This is a genomic window from Curtobacterium flaccumfaciens (assembly GCF_018598405.1).
In the GTDB taxonomy this organism is placed as follows: domain Bacteria; phylum Actinomycetota; class Actinomycetes; order Actinomycetales; family Microbacteriaceae; genus Curtobacterium; species Curtobacterium aurantiacum.
Genome location: NZ_JAHEWS010000002.1, coordinates 39,539 through 62,070 on the forward strand (window position 1 = coordinate 39,539; position 22,532 = coordinate 62,070).

Sequence of the window (22,532 nt, forward strand, 5' to 3'; positions counted from 1 at the left end):
GTGCGACAATCACGGCATGCCCGACGCTGAACCCGGCCTGCGCGAACGGAAGCGCCGCGCCACCCGCCGCGCCATCCAGCAGGCTGCGCTCCGGATCGCCATCGAGGACGGCCTCGGCGCGGTCACGGTGGACGAGATCTCCCGCCGTGCCGACGTGTCACCCCGGACCTTCTTCAACTACTTCCCGAGCAAGGAACAGGCGATCCTCGGCGATGACCCGCAGCTGTCGGACGACGCGGCGCTGCAGGCGTTCGTCGACGGCGGGCCGAGCGGCGACCTGCTCGCGGACATCGGGACGCTGCTCGTGCACTCCACACGCGAACTCATCGAGGAACGCGGCCTGATCGAGGAGCGGCAGCAGGTGCTCCGCGCGAACCCGGAACTGTTCAGCCGTCGGATGGCGTCGATGAAGGAGTTCCAGGCGGAGCTGCAGACCGCCGTCACCCGGCGGCTCGAAGGTGCCGACCCGGAGCTCGCGACCGACCCCGAGGCGCTCCGTCGTCGGGCGGGTCTCGCGGCCATCGTCGCCCTCGCCGCGCTGCGGCACGCCTGGTGGGAGTGGTCGGGCTCCGAAGCCGGGACACACCTCGTCGACGAGCTCGAGCGGTCCTTCACGGAGCTCGGCGTGCTGGTTTCGCGTTCACTCGTCTGAGCCTGTATAGTCATTGCTCGTGCCGCTCCGGACATGGAGTGTGCGCCGCCTTAGCTCAGTCGGTAGAGCGATTCACTCGTAATGAATAGGTCGTCGGTTCGATTCCGACAGGCGGCTCCGTCAACACCCCGGTCAGAGCCACTCGAAGTGGCCCTGACCGGGGTTTTCGTATTCTGGACGAATCCCGTGTCCCTCGCCCGAGGGACAGACGTCCGGCGCCGACGCGGGCTAGCCTTGTCCGCGATACGGGGGACACCATGACCGACCACCAGTCCATCGCGCCACCGGCGGCGTCGCCGTGCTGAAGCGCGTGCTGGTCGTCGTCGTGGTCGCCGCCACGGCCGGAGCCCTCGCGGTGACCGCTGCGGCCGTGCCCGAGTCGCGCGCGACGTCCGCGTCGACCTCGTCACCCGGCACCCGTTCGTCCACGACCCCGACGGGGTCCCCGACCGGCCCGGCGTACCTGGCGGACCGTACGCCGACGTTCGCCGAGGACTTCGACACCCCCGCCGCTGCCGGTGGTCCCTTCGCCGAGACGTACCGGAACTCCTGGCAGCCGTACCCGGACGGGACCGGCGGCAAGTACTACTCGGACAAGCTCATCAGTGCGCACGACGGCTTCCTGGACGTCGCGATGGACGGTGAGCACGGCGCAGCGGGCACGTTCGGCACACCCGCCGACGCGTGGTCGCACGTCGGCGGCACCTTCAGCATCCGGGCGCGGGCGACCGGGGGCGACGGCAACGGGATCGCGGTGATGCTCTGGCCGACGTCGAACGCCTGGGCCGACGGCGAGCTGAACTACCCGGAGGGCCAGTTCGACGGGTCACCACGCGTCTTCCACCACTCGATGCTGCAGGGCCTCGAACGCCGCACCGAGCACTACAACACCCGGGTGTCCTGGAACGACTGGCACACCTACACGACGGAGTGGGTGCCGGGGGAGATCATCCGGTACTACCTCGACGGCGAGCTCGTGTTCACGGTGCCGCGGAACGTGCCGACGACCCCGCACCGCTACATGTTCCAGATCGGCAACTGGGGCGACCCGGGGCACGTCCAGATCGACTGGGTCCGCACGTACGACGCGGAGTGACCCGAAGCCCACCGTTCCCCGTTCTGGGGCTGCCCGACGTCCCATGCTCGGGCCACGATGAGAAGCGAGCCCAATCCGTCGTCTCCGAGAGGTCGTCATGCTGCTGTCCCTGGTCTACATGAGCGCGGCGAACCAGGTGTTCGACCAGGAGCGGCTCGACGCACTGCTCGAGCACGCACGGGTCCGCAACGCCGCGTCCGGCCTGTCCGGCCTGCTCGTGTACAAGGACGGCCGGTTCATGCAGCTGCTCGAGGGCCCCGAGGCGGCCGTCCTCGAGACGTACCAGCGCATCATCGACGACCCGCGGCACACCGACGTCGGCCTGCTGGTCGAGGAGCGCATCCACACGCCGCGCTTCGGTGAGTGGAAGATGGCGTTCCACCGCGAGGCGGACGCGGAGCTCCCCGACGGGTTCGACTCGTTCCTGGCCGAAGGTGACGCGAGCGGAGACACCAGCCGCGCACGCGAGCTCCTGCGCTGGTTCCGGAACCACCCGATGGCCGCCCCCGACGCAGCACTCGGCAAGCACCGCCGCTGACGGACAGCACAGCACAGCACCGCACCGCACAGCCAGCACCGCAGCCACCCCGTCGCTGGTAGACAGGACCCATGACGGTTCGCTGGGGAGTCATCGGCACAGGCGGCATCGCACGGTCCTTCGTGGGCGACTGCACTGCAGCGGGCATCGCGTTCACCGCCGTGGGGAGTCGCACCCGCGAGCACGCCGAGGCCTTCGCCGCCGAGTTCGGCATCGATCGCGCGCACGGCTCCTACGAGGACCTCGTGGCGGATGACCAGGTCGACGCGGTGTACGTCGCGACCCCGCACGTCCGCCACGCCGAGGACGCCCTGCTCGCCATCCGGGCCGGCAAGCACGTCCTCGTCGAGAAGGCGTTCACGATGACCGCCCACGAGGCCCGCACGGTCGTCGACGCCGCTCGACGAGCGGGCGTCGCGGTGATGGAGGCGATGTGGACGCGCTTCCTGCCGCAGATGGCGATGATCCGAGAGGTCGTCGCCGAGGGCCGCATCGGCCGCCCGGTGGTCGTCGAGGCGACGCACCACCAAGCCTTGCCGACGGACCCGGGCCACCGGCTGCGCGACCCGGCGCTGGGCGGGGGAGCGATGCTCGACCTCGGGGTCTACCCGGTGTCCTTCGCGGTGGACGTGCTCGGGGTCCCGACCTCCCTCGTGGCGGCGGGCACGCTGAGCGAGCAGGGCGTCGACGAGCAGATGGGCCTGGTCATGACGCACGAGGGCGGCGCCCAGTCGATGATCCACTTCGGGATGGACCTTCGCAGTCCCAACACCGCCTCGATCATCGGCGAGACCGGGCGGATCGACCTCGACGACACGTGGTACACGCCGACGACCTGGCGGATCCGCGACCGTGACGGCGCCGTGGTCGAGGAGTTCGACGGCCGTGAGGAACTCGCCGGCTACGGGCACGAGGCCCGTGCCTTCGAGTCGATGATCACGTCGGGCCGCCACGACGGCGGTCCGATGGACCCGGACGAGACCGTCGCGGTCATGGGCGTCATGGACGAAGCCCGTCGTCAGGTCGGTGTCCGGTACCCGGCCGACGGTCCCGCCACGACTCCCTGATCCGAGGCACGTCCTCCGCGGATCACCGATCCGGCCTGGAGGCACCTGCCGCAGTTCCGTAGGATCGGTCGCGATGTCCGAGCCGCAGCCCACCCCCCGTTCCGTGCACGAGCGACTCCGCGCCGCCGTCGGTGCGGCGCGCGCGTCGGCTGCGCGGCGACCGGTGCCGTGGATCGCCGGCGGCCTCGCGGCCCTCCTCGTGGTCGGTTCCGGCGGTGCGGTCGCGGTCGCCGCGGCCACCACACCCGACACCCGCGCGGCCGCCGCACCGACGCCGACCCGGAGCGCCTCGACGTCGCCGGACCGGGCGACCACGACGAAACGCCCGGCCACGAAGCCGTCCCCGTCACCGTCGGCCGATGCCCGCGCGGTGCCGGAGGACCTGGCCGGCCCGTCCGCGCTCCGGACCTGCTCGATCGCGACGGCCGCCTCGGCGAGCGGCCTCGGCGACTTCGAGGGGTACGTGATGGACGCGAAGACGGGCAAGGTCCTGTTCTCGAAGCACGGCGAGCGGGCCGCCCAGACCGGCAGCGTCATGAAGACCCTCACCTCGGCGACAGCGCTCTCGGTGCTGGGCGGGGACCACCGCATCCCGACGACCGTCGCGCGTGAATCGGCGAACACCGTCGCCCTGGTCGGCCACGGCGACGCGACCCTGTCCGCCGGCGGTGGCACGGTCTACCCGGGCGCACCGACGCTCGCCCAGCTGGCGCAGCAGGTGAAGGCGAAGGTCGGGGACACCCCGGTCACCACGATCGTGACCGACGACTCCTACTGGAGCGACGCCGACGCCTGGGACCCCACCTGGCCCGTGTCCGAGCGGACCATCGGGTACCAGCCGGAGGTCACCGCGCTCATGGTCGACGGGGACCGCGCGAACCCCGCAGCGGCGACGTCGCCCCGGTCTGAGGACCCGGTCGGCCGCGCCGGAATCGCGTTCCGCACGGCACTGGCGAACGCGGGCGTCGCGGGTGCCGGCTCCGCGCAGATCGTGAAGCGTGCGACCACGGGGACCGAGACCATCGCGACGGTGTCCTCGCAGCCGGTCTCGACGCTCATCGGGCAGATGATCCCGAACTCGGACAACACCCTGGCCGAGATGCTCGCCCGGGTGTCGTCGAAGGAGTCCGGGTCGAACGGCTCGGCGGCGTCCCTCACGTCCGTGTACCAGTCGTCGCTGCGCTCGTACGGTGTGGACCCGTCCGGCATCGTGATCAAGGACGGGTCCGGCGAGAGCGCTGCGAACGCCGTCTCGCCGGAGTTCGTCGCCCACCTCATGGTGCAGGTCGCCAGCGGCGCGAAGGGCCTGGGGACGCTCGCGAACGCCCTGCCCGTGTCGGGGCAGTCCGGCACCCTGGCCAGCCGGTTCACGGGGGCGAACGCCGTGGCCCGCGGCAAGGTGCACGCGAAGACCGGCTGGATCGACAGCGCGAACACCCTCGGTGGCTACATCGACGCGGCCGACGGCTCCCGGTTGACCTTCGCCTTCTACGCCATCGGTTCGCCGCGTGCAGCGGCACTTCCGGCGCTCGACGCGGTGACCGCCGCGACCTACTCGTGCGGGAGCAAGCTCACCGGCTCCTGAGCCGACGGGTGTTGGATGGACCCATGGCAAGAGCACTGCTCGTCGTGGACGTCCAGAACGACTTCACCGAGGGCGGTGCGCTCGCGGTCGCCGGGGGAGCGGCGCTCGCGGAGCGCATCACCGCGTTCCTCGGTCGGCACGGGGACGAGTACGACCTGATCGTGGCGTCTCGAGACTGGCACCACGGCGACGACGACAACGGCGGACACTTCGCCGGACCCGACGGGCCCGACTTCGTCGACACCTGGCCGGTGCACTGCGTCGCCGGCACACCCGGTGCCGACTACCACCCGGACCTCGACACCGCACTGATCGACGTCGACGTCCTCAAGGGCCAGGGCACCCCGGACTACTCGGCGTTCCAGGCCGCGACCGAAGCGGGCGTCCCGCTCGCCGAGGTGCTGGCCGAGCGCCGCGTGCACACGATCGACGTCGTCGGCATCGCGACCGACCACTGTGTCCGGGCCTCGGCACTCGACGCCCGTGCCGCTGGCCTCGACGTCGCCGTCTACGAGGACCTGGTGGCCGGCGTCGACGACGAGCGCAGTGCCCGGGCGCTCGACGAGATCCGGGCGGCCGGCGGCCACGTCGACCGCAGCGACATGGACGAGGGCCTCGCGAACCCAGGAGGAGCACGACTGTGACCAGCACCACCACGAACGAGGACACCACGACCGCCGACGCCGCAGCCAGCGCCGACCTCGTCGCCACCGTCTCGGACGACCACGTCCGCGTCGACGGCGTCCCCACCGGCCTGTTCATCGGCGGCGCCTGGCGGGCGTCGTCGAGCGGCGGGACCTTCGCCGTCCGCGACCCCTCGACGGGCGAGGTCCTGGCGGAGGTCGCCGACGCCACCCCGGAGGACGGCATCGCCGCCCTCGACGCGGCGGTCGCGGCGCAGGACTCCTGGGCGGCGACGGCACCACGCGAGCGCTCCGACATCCTGCGTCGTGCGTTCGACCTGGTCCACGAGCACGCCGACGACCTCGCGGCGCTGATGTCGCTCGAGATGGGCAAGCCCCTGGCCGAGGCCCGCGGCGAGGTCGTCTACGGCGGTGAGTTCCTCCGCTGGTTCTCGGAGGAAGCCGTCCGCATCACCGGCGACTACCGCACGACCCCCGAGGGCACCGGCCGCGCGATCGTGCTGAAGCGCCCGGTCGGCCCGGTGTACGCGATCACGCCGTGGAACTTCCCGCTGGCGATGGCGACCCGGAAGATCGGTCCGGCCCTCGCCGCCGGGTGCACGGTCGTCGCGAAGCCGGCCGACCTCACCCCGCTGACCACCCTGTTCCTGGTCGAGCTGTTCCGTCGTGCCGGGCTGCCGGACGGCGTGCTCAACGTGATCCCGTCGAGCGACGCCAAGGGGCTGTCCGAGCCGGTCATCGCCGACCCGCGCCTGCGGAAGCTGACGTTCACGGGTTCGACCCCGGTCGGCTCCGCGCTGCTCAAGCAGGCGGCCGACAACGTGCTCAAGACGAGCATGGAGCTCGGCGGCAACGCCCCGCTTCTCGTCTTCGACGACGCCGACCTCGACACGGCCGTCGACGCTGCGATGCTCGCCAAGTTCCGGAACACGGGCGAGGCCTGCACCGCCGCCAACCGCTTCTTCGTGCAGGACGGCATCGCCGACGCGTTCGTCGCGGCGCTCACCGCCCGGGTCGAGGCGCTGCGCGTCGGTCGGGGCACCGAGGACGGCACGACGCTCGGCCCGCTCATCGACGACCGTGCCGTCGACAAGGCCGCGGCACTCGTCGACGACGCGGTCGGGCGCGGGGCCCGGCTCGTCACCGGTGGACACCGGCTGGACCGGCCGGGCACGTTCTACGAGCCCACGGTGATCGACGACGTGCAGCCCGGCTCGGAGATCCTGACGACGGAGATCTTCGGTCCCGTCGCCTCGGTGACGCGGTTCCGCACCGAGGACGAGGGGGTCCGGCTCGCGAACGACACCGAGTACGGCCTCATCGCCTACGCCTTCACGACCGACTTCCGGCGCGGCCAGCGGCTCGCCGAGCGCCTGGAGACGGGCATGCTCGGGCTGAACACGGGCGTCGTGTCCAATGCGGCGTTCCCGTTCGGCGGCGTGAAGTCCTCCGGCCTCGGCCGCGAGGGGTCGCACGAGGGCATCGAGGAGTACCTCGAGACCGTCTACGTGCTCACGCCGGACCCCTTCGCCGCCTGAGCCAGAGCCTGAGCCCGACTCCGAGCCTGGATCGTCGGTCCGGCCGCGGTGCACGCGGCCGTACCGGCGCTCACACGAGCAGCTGGTGCTTCGCCAGGTCGCGGTAGAGCGGCGTCGACTCCACGAGCTCGGAGTGCGTGCCGCTGCCGACGACCCGGCCGTGCTCGAGCACGACGATCACGTCGGAGTCGACGACGGTCGACAGCCGGTGAGCGATGACGAGCAGGGTGCGGTCCTCGGCGACGGCGTCGATCGCGAGCCGCATCTTCTGCTCGTTCACGCCGTCCAGCGACGACGTCGACTCGTCGAGCAGCAGGATCGGGGGAGCGGCGAGCAGCGCGCGGGCGATGGCCAGGCGCTGCCGTTCCCCACCGGAGAGCATCACGCCGTCCTCGCCGACCTGCGCGTCGAGACCGCGGGGGTCGCGGTGCAGGACCTCGCCGAGGTTGACCGCTTCGAGCACGCGGACGCAGTCGTCCTCGGTGGCGTTCGGCGACCCGAGCAGCAGGTTGGCGCGGATCGTGCCTGCGAGCACCGGAGCGTCCTGTTCGACGTAGCCGATCTGGGCGCGGAGCTCGTCGCGGTCCATCCCGCGGACGTCGATCCCACCGAGCCGGATGACGCCGTCGGTGGGGTCGTAGAACCGCTCGATCAGCGCCAGGGTCGTCGACTTGCCGGCACCGGACGGACCCACGAGTGCGACCCGTGAGCCGCGGGGCACCCGGAACGACACGTCGTGGAGCACCACGTCGTCAGCTGGGCGCTCGTCGTCGACGTGATCCGGGCCTCCTGGACGGTCCGCGGGGTCGGACGCGACCGCGCCGTCGGCACCCGACGCGTCCGCCTGGGCGCGGTACCGGAACGACACGTGCTCGAACGCGATGGCGTCGTCGGTGGCGACCGCCGCGGCGGGCCGGACCGACTCGTCGTCCTGCGACTCGGTCGGCAGGTGCAGGATCTCCTCGATCCGGCCGAGCGCGCCGAGCGCCTGGGCGACGGCCACCGCTGCACCCATGGCCTGGCCGAGCGGCATGATCATCATGAAGAGCAGCAGGATGAACGTGATGAGCGTCGCGATGGTGATGGTGCCGGCCGCGACCTGTGCCCCGCCGACGCCCAGCACGGCGATGAACGCGACCTGCATGACGATGCTGGCGACGGGCACGACGAAGGCGGACATCTTGGCGATGTCGAGGCCGCGCGCGTAGGCCTCGGTCGCGTGGCCGTCGACCTCGCGCACCTCGCGCTCGGTGGCGCCGGCCGCGCGGATGGTGCGGACCGCGCCGATCCCGCGTTCGACGGCGGCGGTGAGGTCGCCCACCTTCTCCTGCGCACGCTTCGACGCGACGCGGATGCGACGGCTGAGCCCGCCGACGACGACGATGGCGACGAGGACGATGACGATGACGATGCCGAGCAGCAGCGGGTCGATGACCGCCATCGCCACGATGGCCCCGATGAAGGTGAGCGCCCCGCCGATCGACTCGATGAGCCCCTGCGTCAGGACGGCACGGAGGAGCGTGGTGTCGCTGCCGACGCGGGACACCAGGTCGCCGGTACGGCGGGTGTCGAACTCCGAGATCGGCAGGTTGAGGATGCGGGCGATGAGCTTGCGTCGCGTGGAGAGCACCACGCCTTCGCCCGCGCGCTGCAGCAGGAAGTGCTGGACACCGTTCAGGACACCGGCGACGATGACGAGTCCGACGAGCAGCCACACGAGCGTGCTGAGCGTGTTGCCCTGCTGCACGGCGGTGATGACCTGGTTGACCAGCAGCGGCTGGGCGAGCGAGGCGCCCGCACCGAGGACGCTCAGCACGATGATGACGACCATCGCGGGCTTGTTCTCGAACAGGTAGGACAGCAGGCGACCGAACGTGGCGCGGGGGCCGTCGGCGGTCTTCGGGCGTGCGAAGGGGAAGCTCATCGTGCTCCTAGTTTCTGCCGTACTTCTTGTGCACTGCCTGTCGGCTGACACCGAGCAGCGTCGCGATCTCCTGCCATGACGCACCGGCGTTACGGGCACGTCGCGCAGCGAGCTCTTCGGTCCGGTCGAGCTCACGGCGCAGCTCCCGCACGCTGGCGAGTGCGGAGAACGGGTCGTCCCCCGAGGCTCCGGCCGCGAGGCTCGTGATGGTCGGTCGGTCCATGCCTGTCAACCTACATTGACGCACCGACATCCGTCAACCTGCGTTGACGGCGTCTCGCACCGGGGGCGCTGTATCGGGTCCGCAGACGCCGGCGTCTTCGTTCGACGCCGCCACGCGCGCGAGACGCCGCCGGATTCGGCGGCGTCTCGGCGGGCGTGCGGCGTCGTGCTGACACGACGGCGTCTCGCGCTGGGCAGTGGGGCACGCAGACGACGGACGGGAGGCCCGGTGCCAGCTGGCCCCCTCCCTCGCAGGCTCGGTCGGCGCACCCCGCGCAACGCTTCGCGTCGCTGCTGAGCGGGGTGCGCCCGTCCCGCGGATGCGTCGCCGATCAGGCGTCGGCGATGTCCTTCGACTTCGTCTCGCGCACGAAGAGCAGCGCGACCAGGGTCACGACCGCGGCGATCGTCAGGTACAGGCCGACCAGGAAGATGTTGCCGTCCGGCTGCCAGAGCGCCAACGCGATCGTCGGGGCGAGCGATGCACCGAGGATCGACGCGACGTTGTACGCGATCGCCGAGCCGGTGTACCGGACGTTGGTCGGGAACAGCTCCGGCAGCAGGGCGCCCATCGGCCCGAAGGTCAGCCCCATCAGCGACAGCCCCACGATGAGGAACGTCACGACCGTGATCGGACCGGTCGACGCGGCGAACCAGATCTGGAACGTCAGGCCGAAGAGCGCGATGCCGATCGTGGTCGGGATGAGGGTCCTGCGGCGACCGAACTTGTCGGCGAGCAGGCCGGCGATCGGCGTGAAGATGCCGAAGAACACGACGCCGATCATGAGCAGGGTCAGGAACTCGCCACGCGTGTAGCCCAGGCCGATCTTCGGCACGAGCGGGCCTGCCTCGGCACCGGTCGTGCCGTACGACAGGGTGAACGTCGTCATGAAGTAGAAGAGCACGTAGGTGGCGACCATGCCGAAGGTGCCGACGATGACGGCCTTCCACGACGTGCGGAACACCCGGCCGAGCGGGACCTTGGCCACCGTGCCGGACTCCTGCACACCGCGGAACACCGGCGACTCGACGAGCTTGAAGCGCACGTAGAGGCCGACGATGACGAGCACGGCGGAGAGCAGGAACGGGATGCGCCAGCCCCAGGCCTGGAAGTCGGCGTTCGGGGTGCCGTCGGCGCCGGCGGGCATCGCCGCGTTGATGGCGATGAACAGGCCGTTGGCCAGCAGGAAGCCGATCGGTGCGCCGAGCTGCGGCATCGAGCCGAACACGCCGCGCTTGCCCTCCGGCGCGTTCTCGGTCGCGAGCAGGGCCGCACCGGACCACTCGCCGCCGAGCCCGACGCCCTGGGCGAATCGCATCACGGCGAGCAGGACGGGCGCCCAGATGCCGATCGAGTCGAACGTCGGCAGGCAGCCGATCAGGAACGTGGCCGTGCCCATCACGAGCAGCGACGCGACGAGGGTGGTCTTGCGGCCGATGCGGTCACCGAAGTGGCCGAAGATGATCGAGCCGATCGGCCGGGCGAAGAACGCCAGCGCGAAGGTGACGAACGAGGACAACTGCGAGGCCGTCGGGTCCTCGTTCGGGAAGAACAGCGTCGGGAAGACGAGGACCGCGGCGGTCGCGTAGACGTAGAAGTCGTAGAACTCGATCGACGTGCCGACGAGGCTGGCGATGACGACGCGCGAGCGCGGGTTGCCGGCGGGTGTCGGAGCGGAGGTGGGGGTTGCGGGTGCCGGGGCGGCGGTCATGGCGGGGATGGGTCTCCTGGTGCGTGCTCCGGAGAGAGCACGGGGATCCGGACGGCGGACACCGATCGGTTCGCGCGGGGTGGCGCGGGCACCGATCGGGTGCGTTCGGCTGAGGGGGGACCGCTTGTGACGGAAGCCCTGATCATACGACAGATGTCGCCTGGCTGCGAATCAGCCCAGAGTCGGCTGGCCGCTGTCGTGCCCGGTTCGGACCCGCTCAGGCGCCGGCGCCGGCTCCTGCTTCGAGGTGCTCGGGCAGCTGGTGGCCCATCCGGTCGCGCTTGGTGTCGAGGTAGCCGGCGTTCTGCGCCGAGACGCCGACGACGAGCGGGACGAGCGAGTCGACGGTGATGCCGTGCTCCTCGAGCTGACGGCGCTTCTCCGGGTTGTTCGACAGCAGTCGCACGCGGGTGATGCCGAGGTCGGCGAGGATGCCGGCGGCGCCGCCGTACGCGCGGGAGTCGGCGGGCAGGCCGAGCGCGAGGTTGGCGTCGAGGGTGTCGAGCCCGTCCTCCTGCAGGCGGTAGGCCTTGAGCTTGTTGATGAGCCCGATGCCGCGGCCCTCCTGCCCGCGCAGGTAGACGACCACGCCGCCCTCGGCCGCGATCGTGTCGAGTGCGGCGTCGAGCTGGGGGCCGCACTCGCACTTCAGGGAGCCGAAGGCCTCGCCGGTCAGGCACTCGGAGTGCACGCGGACGAGTGCGCCGTCGGTGGGCATCGATCCGTCCGGCAGGGTGCCGATGATCGCGACGTGCTCCGCGCTCGTCACGAGGTCGCGGTAGGCGCGCATCTGGAAGGTGCCGTGGGTGGTCGGCACGTTCGTCGACACCTCGAAGTGGACCGGGCTCCCCGGCGTGGGGGAGGTCAGCGCGTCGGTCATGTGGTGCTCCGGTCGTTCGTGGGCCCGTCGTTCCCGAGCCCGGGTGTCACGTGCTGCTGCTGCTGCTGGTTCTGGTGCTGCGTGCGCTGCGGTCGGGCTCGGACCAGCAGGTCGGGGCCGAGGCTGGTGGTCGATAGTACGTCCAACCGCCGACGATCGGAGATGCTTCCCACCCCCAGGTCGCCGAGCGCCACACGGGGGCCACCGAGCAGCACCGGGGCGATGTACACCAGGTACTCGTCGACGAGTCCGGCGGCGATGAGCGCCGAGGCGACGGTCGGCCCGCCCTCGACGAACACCGAGTGCACACCGTGTCCGCGCAGGGCGCCGAGCGAGGTGGCCAGGTCGTGTCCGGGGAGGGTGACGAGCCCCCGCGGGTGTCGACGGACCGCGGCGTCGGCCGGCACCGGGCGGTCTCCGAGCACCACGGCGAGCGGCTGGTCGGCGAGCAGTTCGCCGGCGTCCCCGCGCGCGGTCAGGCTCGGGTCGTCGGCGAGGACGGTGCCGGTGCCCACGAGGATCGCGTCGTGGGCTGCGCGCTGTTCGTGGACGTGCTGCCGCGCGGCGGCGCCGGTGATCCACTTGCTCGTGCCGTCGGCAGCGGCTGCGCGGCCGTCGAGGCTGGAGGCCCACTTCACGGTGACCCACGGCCGGCCGAGCCGGACCGAGAGCAGCCACCGTTCGAGGAACGCCTCGGCCTCGTCGGCGAGGACGCCGGAGACGACCTCGACCCCGGCGGCTCGGAGCCGGTCGGCGCCACCGTGCACGGCGGCCCCGGGGTCGTCGATGGCGTACACGACCCGGGCGACCCCGGCCTCGAGCAGCGCCACGGCGCAGGGACCCGTGCGGCCGACGTGGTTGCAGGGTTCGAGGGTGACGACCGCCGTCGCGCCGCGGAGCAGTGCCGGGTCGACCTTGGCCATCGCGTCGACCTCGGCGTGCGGGGTCCCGGCGCCCTTGTGCCAGCCTTCGGCGAGGACGGCGCCGTCGGGGGAGAGGATCACCGCGCCGACGCGGGCGTGATCGCCGACGACGGGTCCGAGGGCCGCGAGTTCGAGTCCGCGGCGCATCGCCCGGACCTCGGTGGGTCGTGCCGTGTCGCTCACGGGCCGAGCCTACCGGCGGCGGTTGGGTGACACGTCACCACGATTGTGAGCGTGTTCAGGCGACGGGCCAGGGGAGGTCGGAGGCAGGCGTGCCGTCAGCGCGTCGCAGCGCCGTCCAGGCCGCGGTCGGGCCACCGTCCCGGTCCGGCACACGGGCTTCGCCGAGGCCCGTGTACGAGAAGCCGGCCGCCCGGGCGACCGCTGCCGAGGCACTGTTGCCCTCGTAGCACTCCCAGTACACGTCGGGTGCGCCCTGCTCGATGGCCCAGTCGACCACGAGCCCGACGGCGTCGTGCATGAGTCCGGCACCGCGCGCGGACGGCGCGAGCCAGAACCCGAGGTCACGGCCGGCGGTGCGGTAACTGATGATGCCCGCGAGCCACGTCGACCCTGCCGGTCGGATCGCCCAGGTGTACTCGCGGTCCGAGGCCCACCCCGGTCCGACCAGGGCATCGACGAAGGTGCGGGCGTCCTGCTCGCGGTACGGGGTCGGCACGGTGGTCCACCGGACGATCTCCGGATCTTGGCAGGCCTCGGTGATCGCCGCGGCGTCGGCCCGGGTGGGCAGGTCGAGCCGGACCCGGGCCGACTCGAGCGTGACGGGCTGCACGGTCAGCCGCGCGACCGCGGGACGAACCCGATGCGGTCGTAGACGCGGGCCAGGGTGTCCTGGGCGATCGACTCGGCACGGTCCGCACCGACGGCGAGCAGACGGTCGAGTTCCGCCGGGTCGTCGAGGAGTTCGAGCGTGCGGGCACGGACCGGTTCGAGCTCGGCCACGACGGCGTCGGCGACCTCGCCCTTCAGGTCGCCGTAGCCCTTGCCGGCGAACGATTCCTCGAGCGCGGCGATCGACGTGCCGGTGAACGCCGACAGGATCGACAGCAGGTTCGTCACACCGGGCTTCGTCTGGCGGTCGGCCCGGATCTCACGCTCGGCGTCGGTCACGGCCGACTTGATCTTCTTCGCGGTGCGCTTCGGGTCGTCGAGCAGGCGGATGAGGCCGTTGTCCGAGGCTGCGGACTTGCTCATCTTGCTCGTCGGGTCCTGCAGGTCGTAGATGCGCGCCGTTTCGGTCAGGATCCGTGCTTCGGGCGTGACGAAGGTGTCGCCGAACCGGGAGTTGAAGCGTCCGGCCAGGTCGCGGGTGAGCTCGACGTGCTGTCGCTGGTCATCGCCGACGGGCACGACCCTGGTGTCGTAGAGCAGGATGTCCGCGGCCATGAGGATCGGGTAGGTGAAGAGCCCGACCGACGCGGCCTCGGCGCCCTGGCGCGCGGACTTGTCCTTGAACTGGGTCATCCGGCTCGCCTCACCGAAGCCGGTCAGCGTGTTCAGCACCCAGGCGAGCTCGGCGTGCGCGGGGACGTGCGACTGCACGAACAGCGTCGCCTTGGACGGGTCGATGCCCGACGCGATGTACTGCGCAGCGGTGGCCCGGGTGTTCGCGCGGAGCTCGGCCGGGTCCTGCGGCGAGGTGATGGCATGCATGTCGACGACGCAGTAGATGGCGTCGTAGTCGTCGAGCAGCGTCCTCCACTGCATGAGTGCCCCGACGTAGTTGCCGAGGTGCAGCGAGCCGGCGGACGGCTGGATGCCCGAGAAGATGCGGGTCTTGGTCATGGTGGTGCTCCGGTGCGTCAGGTGAAGCGAAAGCAGAGGGGTCAGAGTTCGTAGTCGACGACCACGGGGGCGTGGTCGGACCATCGCTGGTCGTACGCCGCAGCGCGGTCGACCGTGTACTCCGTGACCTTGGCGGCCAGGTCGGGCGTCGCCATCTGGTAGTCGATGCGCCAGCCGGTGTCGTTGTCGAAGGCCTGACCTCGCCAGGACCACCACGTGTACGGGCCGTCGACGTCGCCGGCCTGGTCGCGACCGACGTCGACCCAGCCGAGCCCGGGGCCCGTGGAGCCGTCGGCACCCTCGACCGGTTCGCCGTCGGCGCCGAAGAACCGCGAGAAGTAGGCACGCTCGCGCGGCAGGAAGCCCGCACGCTTGACGTTGCCCTTCCAGTTCTTGATGTCGCGCTGGTCGTGCCCGACGTTGAGGTCACCGACGACGACCGCGAGCGGGTTGTGCTCGCGGAGCTTCGGCAGGCGCTCCGTCATCGCGTCGAGGAACTTCCACTTCTCGTCCTGCTTGGGGGTGTCGACCTCGCCCGAGTGCACGTAGGTGGAGACGACCGTGACGGTCGCGCCGCCGATCTCGTAGTCGGCCTCGAGCCAGCGGCCGGCGGAGTCGAAGTCGTCGGCGCCCAGCGCGACGCGGTGGATCTGAGCGGAGTGTCGTGATGCGATCGCGACGCCGGCCCGGCCCTTCGCGGTCGCCGGGTCGTGCACGATGTCCCACTCGTCGCCGAGCAGTGCCGCCAGGTCGTCGCTCGACGCGCGGACTTCCTGCAGGGCCAACACGTCGACGTCACGGGTGGCGAGCCAGTCGCCCATCCCCTTGCGGAAGGCGGCGCGGACGCCGTTCACGTTGACGGATGCGAGGCGCAGGCGTGTCATGCAGAACACCTTATCGGCGGGTGCCGACAGCCCTGGACGCCCCGTCCGTCAGGTGGTCGCGTGCAGGACGCGACCCGCGCGATCAGGCCGCGTCGTGGTCCGTCTTCAAGAACTCGACCAGGCTGTCCGCGGTGGTCTCGGCGTCGTCGCCCGAGACGGTGAGGGTGACCTCGTCGCCGTTCTCGATGCCGAGCCCGAGCAGGGCGAGGATGCTGCCGGCGTTGCCGGACTTGTCGCCCTTGGCGATCGTGACCTGGTGCCCGGACGCCGTCACGGTCTGGACGAAGAGGGAAGCGGGGCGAGCGTGCAGGCCGGATGCGCTGGCGACGGTCACGGTGCGGGTGGCTTCGGACATCGATGTACTCCTGTCGATGGGTGGTTGGCTCATGCTAGCGAGCGCTGGGTGGACGGGATCGGGGCGCGGTCAGGGTCGACCGGGCCAGAAGACCTCGGTACCGGCGGCCTCGACCTCGCGGACGAGGTCGAGGTTGACGGCGGGGTCGGTGATGATCGTGTCGATGGCGGCGAGCGGGGCGACGCGACCGAACTCCTCGCGGCCGAACTTGGTGTGGTCGGCGAGCAGGATGCTCCGGCGGGCGGACTTGATCATCGCGCTCTTCACGGCGGCCTCGGCCATGTTGTGGGTCGTCAGGCCGCGCTCCGGGGTGATCCCGTTGATGCTGATGAAGGCGACGTCGACGCTGACCATCCCGATGAGCTGGTGCGTCCAGGTGCCGACGCCAGCCAGGGAGTCGCTCCGGATGTTGCCGCCGAGCAGGTGGAGGTCGATGCCCGGTCGGTTCGCGACGGCGGTGGCGACCGGGAGCGAGTGCGTGACGACGGTCAGGCCCCGGTCGGTCGGCAGCAGCTCGGCCAGGCAGATGGTCGAGGTGCCGGCGTCGATCATGATCGAACCGTTCTCGGGCAGTTCTGCCAGGGCGGCCTCGGCGATGACCATCTTCTCGGTCTGGTTGATGCCGCCGCGGTCGCCGACGCCCGGATGCAGGGTGATGCGCTCGACCGGGATCGCGCCGCCGTGGGCGCGACGAACGAGGCCGCGGCGCTCGAGGCTCGTCAGGTCCCGGCGGATCGTCTCGGGCGTGACGGCGAGCAGCTCGGCCAGGTCCTTGACGTCCACCCGGCCCTGCGCGCGCGCCTGCTCGACGATGCGCTGGTGGCGTTCTGGTGCGTACATCGGACCTCGTCGTCTCGGTCGGAACGGAACGGACATGCTCGGGCACGACACGCGCGAAGCCCCTCCGCGTGGTCGATCCGTCAGACGCAAACGGGCATCTGTTTCTGCATTTTTATCCCCGGATGTGTTTGTTTGTCAACGCGGATCGGGGTAGTGTGCTGCTCAGCCGCACGGACGTGGTCTGTTCCCGTGCCGCCCGCACCGAACGATCCACCCCACCGCAAGCGCGCGTGAGATGAAGGAGTCTCGAATGTCCGAACTGCTCGGCACCGGCGTCGGCCGTGGCGTTGCCCACGGCCCCGTGCTCCGGATGGCTGACCCGCTCGGCGAACCGTCCAAGGGCGCCCTCGTCGGCTCCGCGGACGACGCGAAGCAGGCCGTGCACGACGCACTGGCCGCCGTGGCGGAGGACCTCAACAAGCGCGGACAGCTCGCCGGCGGCGACGCCCAGGCCGTGCTCGAGGCCCAGGCGCTGATGGCGCAGGACCCGACGCTCCTCGACGACGTGCACACCCGCATCGACGGCGGCACCAACGCCGAGCGCGCCGTGTACGAGGCGTTCGCCCAGTTCCGTGACCTGCTCGTCGGCATGGGCGGCTACATGGGGGAGCGCGCGGCCGACCTCGACGACGTCGCCCAGCGCATCATCGCGAAGCTCCGCGGCGTGCACGCCCCCGGCGTCCCCGAGTCGGACACCCCCTTCGTCCTCGTCGCCCGCGACCTGGCCCCCGCCGACACCGCGCTGCTCGACCTCGAGAAGGTCCTGGCGCTCGTCACCCGTGACGGCGGGCCGACCTCGCACACCGCGATCCTCGCCCGTGCCAAGGGCATCACCGCCATCGTCGGTGTCACCGGCGCGGACGACCTGACCGACGGCCAGCCCGTCGTCGTGGACGCCATCGCCGGCACGGTCGTCACCGACCCCGATGCCGCACTGGTCGCGGACGTCGAGCGCCGCATCGCCGACCGCCTCGCCGCGGCCGCTGCGCCGCTCACCGCCGGCGCCCTCGCCGACGGCCACGTCGTGCCCCTGCTCGCGAACCTCGGCAGCCCTGCCGACGCCGCAGGCGCCGTTGCTCTCGGTGCGGAGGGCGTGGGGCTCTTCCGCACCGAGTTCCTCTTCCTCGACTCGCCCAAGGCCCCCACGGTCGAGGAGCAGACCGAGTCGTACCGTCAGCTGCTCGAGGCGTTCCCCGGCAAGAAGGTCGTCGTGCGCGCGCTCGACGCCGGCGCCGACAAGCCCCTGCCGTTCCTCACCGACAAGGACGAGGAGAACCCCGCCCTCGGGCGCCGCGGACTCCGTGCCCTGCGGAACCACCCCGAGGTGCTCCGCGACCAGCTCACCGCGCTGGCCCAGGCCGACGCGGCGACCGAGGCCGACCTGTGGGTCATGGCCCCGATGGTCGCCGACGCCGAGGAGACCGAGTACTTCGTCACCCTGGCCCGCGAGCTCGGCATCCGCACCGCGGGTGTCATGGCCGAGGTGCCGTCGCTCGCGCTGATGGCCGAGCAGGTCTTCCAGAACGCCGACTTCGTGTCGATCGGCACGAACGACCTGACCCAGTACACGATGGCCGCCGACCGCATGCTCGGCACCGTCGCGTCGTACCAGGACCCGTGGCACCCCGCCGTCCTGCGCCTCGTCGCGCAGCTCGGCACCGCCGGAGCCACGGCCGGCAAGGCCGTCGGGATCTGCGGCGAGGCAGCAGCCGACCCGCTGCTCGCCGTCGTCCTCGTCGGCCTCGGCGCCACGACCCTCTCCATGACCCCCGCGGCCCTGGCCGACGTGCGCGCCGAACTCGGTCGCTACACGCTCGAGCAGGCCCGCGAGATGGCGACGGCGGCACTCGCCGCGAGCACGGCGGCGGCCGCGAAGTCCGCTGCCGCGTCCGCGACGCACGCCGCCTGACCCACCACCCCAAGCACCACCCCTCCCATCACCACGCAGCAGCTCCACCACACAGAAAGTCACCGCACATGACAACGTCGTCCGTTGCAGCGCCCGACGCACCCGCGAAGTCGCGGGGCGGCGCACGCGTCGCCGTTCAGAAGTTCGGCACGTTCCTCTCCGGCATGGTCATGCCCAACATCGCGATCTTCATCGCGTGGGGCCTGATCACCGCCTTCTTCATCGAGACCGGCTGGACCCCCGTGGGGATCCTCGGCGGCTTCGGTGAGACCGACGGCGTCGCCAACATCGGCCTCGTCAGCCCGATCCTGACCTACCTGATCCCGCTCGCGATCGCCTTCCAGGGCGGCCGGATGGTCTACGAGACCCGCGGTGCCGTCGTCGGCTCGATCATGGCCATGGGTGTCATCCTCGGCGCCAACGGCACCGTCATGATCCTCGGCGCGATGATCTGCGGCCCGCTCGGCGCATGGCTCATCAAGCAGGTCGACAAGATCTGGGACGGCAAGATCAAGCCCGGCTTCGAGATGCTCGTCAACAACTACGCGGCCGGCATCCTCGGCTTCGGGCTCGCGATGCTCGGCTTCTTCTGGCTCGCACCGGTCTTCAAGGCCATCGCCGAGGGCCTGGGCGTCGCCGTCGAGTTCCTCGTGAACAACTCGCTGCTCCCGATCGCCAGCGTCATCATCGAGCCGGCGAAGGTCTTCTTCCTCAACAACGCCATCAACCACGGCGTGCTGTCCCAGCTCGGTGCGCAGCAGGTCGAGGAGTCGGGCAAGTCGATCCTCTTCCTGCTCGAGGCGAACCCCGGTCCGGGCCTCGGCCTGCTGCTCGCCTTCACCTTCTTCGGTGTCGGCATCGCCCGCTCGACCGCTCCTGGCGCGATCCTCATCCAGTTCTTCGGCGGCATCCACGAGATCTACTTCCCGTACGTGCTGCAGAAGCCGATCCTGTTCATCGCGGTCATCCTCGGTGGTGCGACCGGCGTCGGCACGAACGTCCTCTTCAACTCGGGCCTCGTCGCCCCGGCGTCGCCCGGTTCGATCTTCGCGGTGCTCACCGCGACGTCGAAGGACAGCTACGTCGGCGTCATCCTGTCGGTCATCCTCTCCGCCGCGGTCACCTTCGCGGTCGCGTCCTTCTTCCTGCTCGCCAGCCGCAAGCGCGACCTGGCGAACGGTGGCGGTGACATGAGCGCCGCCATGGCGAAGCTCCAGGCCAACAAGGGCCGCGAGGCGAACGCCGCCACGGCCGGTCTGTTCGGCAACAACTCCCCGGCCAACGAGGAAGAGGCCGAGGCCTCCCTCGGCGGCGTCGGATCGGCGAGCACGACGGCGACCACGACGAAGGTCCAGAACCTGGTCTTCGCCTGCGACGCCGGCATGGGCTCGAGCGCCATGGGCGCCAGCGTCCTGCGCAACAAGATCAAGAAGGCGGGCATCGAAGGGGTCACGGTCTCCAACAAGGCGATCGCGAACCTGTCCGGTGACGAGGACCTGATCATCACGCAGGAGGAGCTCACCGACCGCGCCAAGCAGAAGAACCCGAACGCCCAGCACGTGTCGGTCGGCAACTTCATGAACGCGCCGCAGTACGACCAGGTCGTCGAGCAGCTGAAGAGCCAGTAACGCCACAACCAGTAACGAAGTGCAGTATCGGAGGGGACGGGGCTGACCCGTCCCCTCCATCACGTCCTCAACACAAGGAGAACCCCCGATGCCCGTCCTGCAGGAGAGCCAGATCCGCATCCACACCGAGGACACCGCGCCGACCAAGTCGGAGGCGATGAAGGAGGCGGCCGAGATCCTCGAGGCTGCGGGCGCGGTCACGTCCGACTACTACCCGGCGATGCTCGAGCGCGAGAAGAGTGTGTCCACCTACATGGGCAACTTCCTCGCCATCCCGCACGGCACCAACGACGCGAAGGACGCCATCAAGTCGTCCGCGCTGTCGTTCATCCGCTACGCCAGCCCGATCGACTGGGACGGCAACCCCGTGCGCTTCGTCGTCGGCATCGCCGGCGTGAACAACGAGCACCTCGACATCCTGTCGAAGATCGCGATCGTGTTCTCTGACGAGGACGAGGTCCAGAAGCTCACCGACGCTGCGGACACCGCGGCGATCCTGGCGATCCTCGGCGAGGTCAACGAGTGAGCGCCGGCACCGCCGTCCACTTCGGCGCCGGCAACATCGGCCGCGGCTTCGTCGGGCTCCTGCTCCACCAGGCCGGATACGAGGTGGTCTTCGCCGACGTCGCCGCCCCGCTCATCGACGCCCTGGCCGCCGCCGACTCGTACACCGTGCACGAGGTCGGGGCCGGCGCCCAGGACCACGAGGTCACGAACTTCCGGGCGCTGAACAGCGCGCAGGACGAGGACGGCGTGGTCGCCGAGATCGCGACCGCCGCGGTCGTCACGTGTGCCGTCGGCCCGAACGTCCTGCGGTTCATCGCTCCCGTCATCGCCCGTGCGCTCGTCGCCCGTGACGCCGACGCTGCGCCGATCGCCGTGATGGCGTGCGAGAACGCGCTCAACGCCACGGACCGGCTGCGCGAGTTCATCGTCGCCGCCCTGCCCGAGGACGGCCGCGACGCCGTCCTGGCCAAGGCCGTCTTCGCGAACACCGCCGTCGACCGCATCGTTCCTGCGCAGCCCGAGGGTGGGGGACTCGACGTCACCGTCGAGACGTACTACGAATGGGCGATCGACCGCACCCCGTTCGGCGGGAACGAGCCGGAGATCCCCGGCGCGCACTACGTCGACGGCCTCGCCGCGTCGATCGAGCGCAAGCTCTTCACGGTGAACACCGGGCACGCCACCGTCGCGTACCACGGCTTCGTCGCCGGTGCCGACAAGATCTCGGACGCCATCGCCATCCCCGCCGTGCGCTCCGAGCTCGAGTCCGTGCTCGCCGAGACGAGCGACCTGCTCGTCCGCCGCCACGAACTCGACCCCGAGGTGCACCGCGCGTACGTGCAGGCCATCATCGGCCGGTTCGAGAACCCGCACCTGCCCGACACGGTGACCCGCGTCGGCCGCCAGCCGCTCCGCAAGCTGTCGCGCGACGAGCGCTTCGTCTCACCGGCCGCCGCACTGGCCGAGGACGGCACCGAGCCGACCGCGCTCCTCGACGCGATGGCCGCGGCGCTCCGGTTCGACGTCGCGGACGACGAGCAGAGCGTCGAGCTGCAGGCCGTGCTGGCGTCGGACGCGTCGGACGCCGACGTGGCCACGCAGATCACCGGGCTGGCAGCGGAGCACCCGCTGCACGCCGCGTTCACCGAGCGGATCCGGTCCGCGCGCGCCTGAGGACGTCCGCACCGACGAACGGGAGGCCCGTCACCAGCTGGTGACGGGCCTCCCGTCCGTCCACCGGTCGCGGCTACCAGCCGAGGGCCGCGAGCAGGTCGGACACCGTCGTGATCGTGGCGCCGCCGAGGGCGGCGACCTCGATGCGGCCAGGGCGGGCGAGTGCGCGATCGGCCCGCAGCACGAGCACCGCCGTGACACCCGTGTCGCCGACGAGACGCGTGTCCACGGCGGTCGGTCCCGCACCACGGTCCACGAGCACCACGACCGACCGGCCGATGAGGGTCGGGTCCGGAGCATCGGCTATGGACGCGAGCGCTGCCCGGACGTCCGCCGATCCGTCGGCGGTGGCCCGCCCGACCACGACGAGACAGTTCTCCGGCGTCGCCGCGAGCACGGCGGCAGGGCCGACGTGCGCCCCCATGTCGTGCACGGTCACGCGTGAGGTGGCCGGTTGCAGGGTGGGGAGTCGTGCGGCGAGCTCACCGCCGGAGTGGTCCGTCGCCTGGACCACCACGCCGAGACGTCCGCCGACCGCATCCGCGAGGAGTGCCGCGACGGTCGTCGTCCCGGTGCCGCCGGCGACCCCGGTGACGATCACGGTCCGGGCGCGTTGCGCGGCGGCCCGCCTCGAGCCGGGCATGGGCGG

The 22,532-nt window shown here is 71.0% G+C and carries 21 protein-coding genes, 1 tRNA gene and 1 pseudogene; 12 read left to right on the top strand and 11 right to left on the bottom strand.

Features of this window, described 5'->3' with window-relative positions; translation table 11 throughout:
• Positions 1-16 precede the first annotated feature (16 nt).
• The 8 genes from KK097_RS01730 to KK097_RS01765 all read left to right on the top strand — a co-directional run bounded on the left by KK097_RS01730 (position 17) and on the right by KK097_RS01765 (position 7,120).
• Complete coding sequence (locus KK097_RS01730) at positions 17-652, top strand: TetR/AcrR family transcriptional regulator (protein WP_214543503.1); 636 nt, start codon at positions 17-19, stop codon at positions 650-652.
• A gap of 44 nt (positions 653-696) precedes the next feature.
• Positions 697-769 (top strand) — tRNA-Thr (locus KK097_RS01735).
• Between the two features lie 181 nt (positions 770-950).
• Positions 951-1,748, top strand: coding sequence for a glycoside hydrolase family 16 protein (locus KK097_RS01740; RefSeq protein ID WP_214543504.1), 798 nt, complete (start codon positions 951-953; stop codon positions 1,746-1,748).
• 97 nt (positions 1,749-1,845) lie between these two features.
• Entirely contained in the window at positions 1,846-2,286 is a 441-nt protein-coding gene (locus KK097_RS01745) for a BLUF domain-containing protein (RefSeq protein ID WP_214528484.1), read from the top strand.
• A gap of 71 nt (positions 2,287-2,357) precedes the next feature.
• Complete coding sequence (locus KK097_RS01750; RefSeq protein ID WP_214543505.1) at positions 2,358-3,353, top strand: Gfo/Idh/MocA family protein; 996 nt, start codon at positions 2,358-2,360, stop codon at positions 3,351-3,353.
• Between the two features lie 73 nt (positions 3,354-3,426).
• Positions 3,427-4,938 carry a D-alanyl-D-alanine carboxypeptidase/D-alanyl-D-alanine endopeptidase gene (gene dacB / locus KK097_RS01755; protein WP_214543506.1) on the top strand — a complete coding sequence of 504 codons (1,512 nt, stop codon included), beginning with the start codon at positions 3,427-3,429 and terminating at the stop codon, positions 4,936-4,938.
• Positions 4,939-4,961: 23 nt separating this feature from the next.
• Positions 4,962-5,582 carry an isochorismatase family protein gene (locus KK097_RS01760; protein WP_214528478.1) on the top strand — a complete coding sequence of 207 codons (621 nt, stop codon included), beginning with the start codon at positions 4,962-4,964 and terminating at the stop codon, positions 5,580-5,582.
• Positions 5,579-7,120: an NAD-dependent succinate-semialdehyde dehydrogenase gene (locus KK097_RS01765; RefSeq protein WP_439647643.1), complete on the top strand. Its 1,542-nt coding sequence runs from the start codon at positions 5,579-5,581 to the stop codon at positions 7,118-7,120. Before KK097_RS01760 ends, KK097_RS01765 begins: the two co-directional genes overlap by 4 nt.
• Before the next feature lie 70 nt (positions 7,121-7,190).
• Here KK097_RS01765 and KK097_RS01770 read toward each other — a convergent pair whose 3' ends face one another.
• The 10 genes and pseudogenes from KK097_RS01770 to KK097_RS01815 form a co-directional block, all read right to left on the bottom strand.
• Positions 7,191-9,044, bottom strand: a complete 1,854-nt coding sequence (locus tag KK097_RS01770; protein ID WP_214543507.1) for an ABC transporter ATP-binding protein — start codon at positions 9,042-9,044, stop codon at positions 7,191-7,193.
• A gap of 7 nt (positions 9,045-9,051) precedes the next feature.
• Positions 9,052-9,267: a hypothetical protein gene (locus KK097_RS01775; protein ID WP_092095498.1), complete on the bottom strand. Its 216-nt coding sequence runs from the start codon at positions 9,265-9,267 to the stop codon at positions 9,052-9,054.
• Positions 9,268-9,598: 331 nt separating this feature from the next.
• Positions 9,599-10,978, bottom strand: coding sequence for an MFS transporter (locus KK097_RS01780; protein WP_214543508.1), 1,380 nt, complete (start codon positions 10,976-10,978; stop codon positions 9,599-9,601).
• A gap of 217 nt (positions 10,979-11,195) precedes the next feature.
• A pseudogene (ribA, locus tag KK097_RS01785) lies at positions 11,196-11,825 on the bottom strand (GTP cyclohydrolase II); the annotation flags it as partial.
• 29 nt (positions 11,826-11,854) lie between these two features.
• Entirely contained in the window at positions 11,855-12,928 is a 1,074-nt protein-coding gene (gene ribD, locus KK097_RS01790; RefSeq protein WP_250896360.1) for a bifunctional diaminohydroxyphosphoribosylaminopyrimidine deaminase/5-amino-6-(5-phosphoribosylamino)uracil reductase RibD, read from the bottom strand.
• A 91-nt stretch (positions 12,929-13,019) separates the two neighbouring features.
• On the bottom strand, positions 13,020-13,574 hold the full coding sequence (locus tag KK097_RS01795) for a GNAT family N-acetyltransferase (protein WP_214543511.1): 555 nt from the start codon (positions 13,572-13,574) through the stop codon (positions 13,020-13,022).
• A 2-nt stretch (positions 13,575-13,576) separates the two neighbouring features.
• Positions 13,577-14,587: a tryptophan--tRNA ligase gene (trpS, locus tag KK097_RS01800; RefSeq protein ID WP_214543512.1), complete on the bottom strand. Its 1,011-nt coding sequence runs from the start codon at positions 14,585-14,587 to the stop codon at positions 13,577-13,579.
• Between the two features lie 41 nt (positions 14,588-14,628).
• Complete coding sequence (locus KK097_RS01805) at positions 14,629-15,471, bottom strand: exodeoxyribonuclease III (protein ID WP_214528468.1); 843 nt, start codon at positions 15,469-15,471, stop codon at positions 14,629-14,631.
• 82 nt (positions 15,472-15,553) lie between these two features.
• Positions 15,554-15,826, bottom strand: a complete 273-nt coding sequence (locus KK097_RS01810) for an HPr family phosphocarrier protein (protein ID WP_022905912.1) — start codon at positions 15,824-15,826, stop codon at positions 15,554-15,556.
• Between the two features lie 69 nt (positions 15,827-15,895).
• Positions 15,896-16,666, bottom strand: coding sequence for a DeoR/GlpR family DNA-binding transcription regulator (locus tag KK097_RS01815; protein ID WP_027466423.1), 771 nt, complete (start codon positions 16,664-16,666; stop codon positions 15,896-15,898).
• 250 nt (positions 16,667-16,916) lie between these two features.
• Here KK097_RS01815 and ptsP point away from each other — a divergent pair, with 250 nt between their 5' ends.
• From ptsP to KK097_RS01835, 4 genes are all read left to right on the top strand, one after another.
• Positions 16,917-18,575 (top strand): phosphoenolpyruvate--protein phosphotransferase, encoded by a 1,659-nt coding sequence (gene ptsP, locus KK097_RS01820; protein WP_214543513.1) that lies wholly within the window; start codon positions 16,917-16,919, stop codon positions 18,573-18,575.
• Between the two features lie 68 nt (positions 18,576-18,643).
• Positions 18,644-20,203 carry a PTS mannitol transporter subunit IIBC gene (locus KK097_RS01825; RefSeq protein ID WP_214543514.1) on the top strand — a complete coding sequence of 520 codons (1,560 nt, stop codon included), beginning with the start codon at positions 18,644-18,646 and terminating at the stop codon, positions 20,201-20,203.
• Positions 20,204-20,291: 88 nt separating this feature from the next.
• Positions 20,292-20,729, top strand: coding sequence for a PTS mannitol transporter subunit IIA (locus KK097_RS01830; RefSeq protein WP_214528463.1), 438 nt, complete (start codon positions 20,292-20,294; stop codon positions 20,727-20,729).
• Positions 20,726-21,883, top strand: coding sequence for a mannitol-1-phosphate 5-dehydrogenase (locus KK097_RS01835; protein ID WP_214543515.1), 1,158 nt, complete (start codon positions 20,726-20,728; stop codon positions 21,881-21,883). The genes KK097_RS01830 and KK097_RS01835 overlap by 4 nt, the downstream gene beginning before the upstream one ends.
• Before the next feature lie 73 nt (positions 21,884-21,956).
• Here KK097_RS01835 and KK097_RS01840 read toward each other — a convergent pair whose 3' ends face one another.
• Positions 21,957-22,526 carry a hypothetical protein gene (locus tag KK097_RS01840; protein ID WP_214543516.1) on the bottom strand — a complete coding sequence of 190 codons (570 nt, stop codon included), beginning with the start codon at positions 22,524-22,526 and terminating at the stop codon, positions 21,957-21,959.
• Between the last annotated feature and the right edge of the window lie 6 nt (positions 22,527-22,532).

Excerpts from the sequence above, each read along its gene's own strand:
- KK097_RS01775 (WP_092095498.1), bottom strand. The coding sequence starts at position 9,267 with ATGGACCGACCGACCATCACGAGCCTCGCGGCCGGAGCCTCGGGGGAC.
- KK097_RS01745 (WP_214528484.1), top strand. The coding sequence starts at position 1,846 with ATGCTGCTGTCCCTGGTCTACATGAGCGCGGCGAACCAGGTGTTCGAC.
- KK097_RS01780 (WP_214543508.1), bottom strand. The coding sequence starts at position 10,978 with ATGACCGCCGCCCCGGCACCCGCAACCCCCACCTCCGCTCCGACACCC.
- KK097_RS01825 (WP_214543514.1), top strand. The coding sequence starts at position 18,644 with ATGACAACGTCGTCCGTTGCAGCGCCCGACGCACCCGCGAAGTCGCGG.
- KK097_RS01730 (WP_214543503.1), top strand. The coding sequence starts at position 17 with ATGCCCGACGCTGAACCCGGCCTGCGCGAACGGAAGCGCCGCGCCACC.
- KK097_RS01810 (WP_022905912.1), bottom strand. The coding sequence starts at position 15,826 with ATGTCCGAAGCCACCCGCACCGTGACCGTCGCCAGCGCATCCGGCCTG.
- KK097_RS01830 (WP_214528463.1), top strand. The coding sequence starts at position 20,292 with ATGCCCGTCCTGCAGGAGAGCCAGATCCGCATCCACACCGAGGACACC.
- KK097_RS01750 (WP_214543505.1), top strand. The coding sequence starts at position 2,358 with ATGACGGTTCGCTGGGGAGTCATCGGCACAGGCGGCATCGCACGGTCC.
- KK097_RS01815 (WP_027466423.1), bottom strand. The coding sequence starts at position 16,666 with ATGTACGCACCAGAACGCCACCAGCGCATCGTCGAGCAGGCGCGCGCG.
- ribD (WP_250896360.1), bottom strand. The coding sequence starts at position 12,928 with ATGCGCCGCGGACTCGAACTCGCGGCCCTCGGACCCGTCGTCGGCGAT.
- KK097_RS01805 (WP_214528468.1), bottom strand. The coding sequence starts at position 15,471 with ATGACACGCCTGCGCCTCGCATCCGTCAACGTGAACGGCGTCCGCGCC.
- ptsP (WP_214543513.1), top strand. The coding sequence starts at position 16,917 with ATGTCCGAACTGCTCGGCACCGGCGTCGGCCGTGGCGTTGCCCACGGC.
- KK097_RS01840 (WP_214543516.1), bottom strand. The coding sequence starts at position 22,526 with ATGCCCGGCTCGAGGCGGGCCGCCGCGCAACGCGCCCGGACCGTGATC.
- dacB (WP_214543506.1), top strand. The coding sequence starts at position 3,427 with ATGTCCGAGCCGCAGCCCACCCCCCGTTCCGTGCACGAGCGACTCCGC.
- KK097_RS01770 (WP_214543507.1), bottom strand. The coding sequence starts at position 9,044 with ATGAGCTTCCCCTTCGCACGCCCGAAGACCGCCGACGGCCCCCGCGCC.
- trpS (WP_214543512.1), bottom strand. The coding sequence starts at position 14,587 with ATGACCAAGACCCGCATCTTCTCGGGCATCCAGCCGTCCGCCGGCTCG.
- KK097_RS01760 (WP_214528478.1), top strand. The coding sequence starts at position 4,962 with ATGGCAAGAGCACTGCTCGTCGTGGACGTCCAGAACGACTTCACCGAG.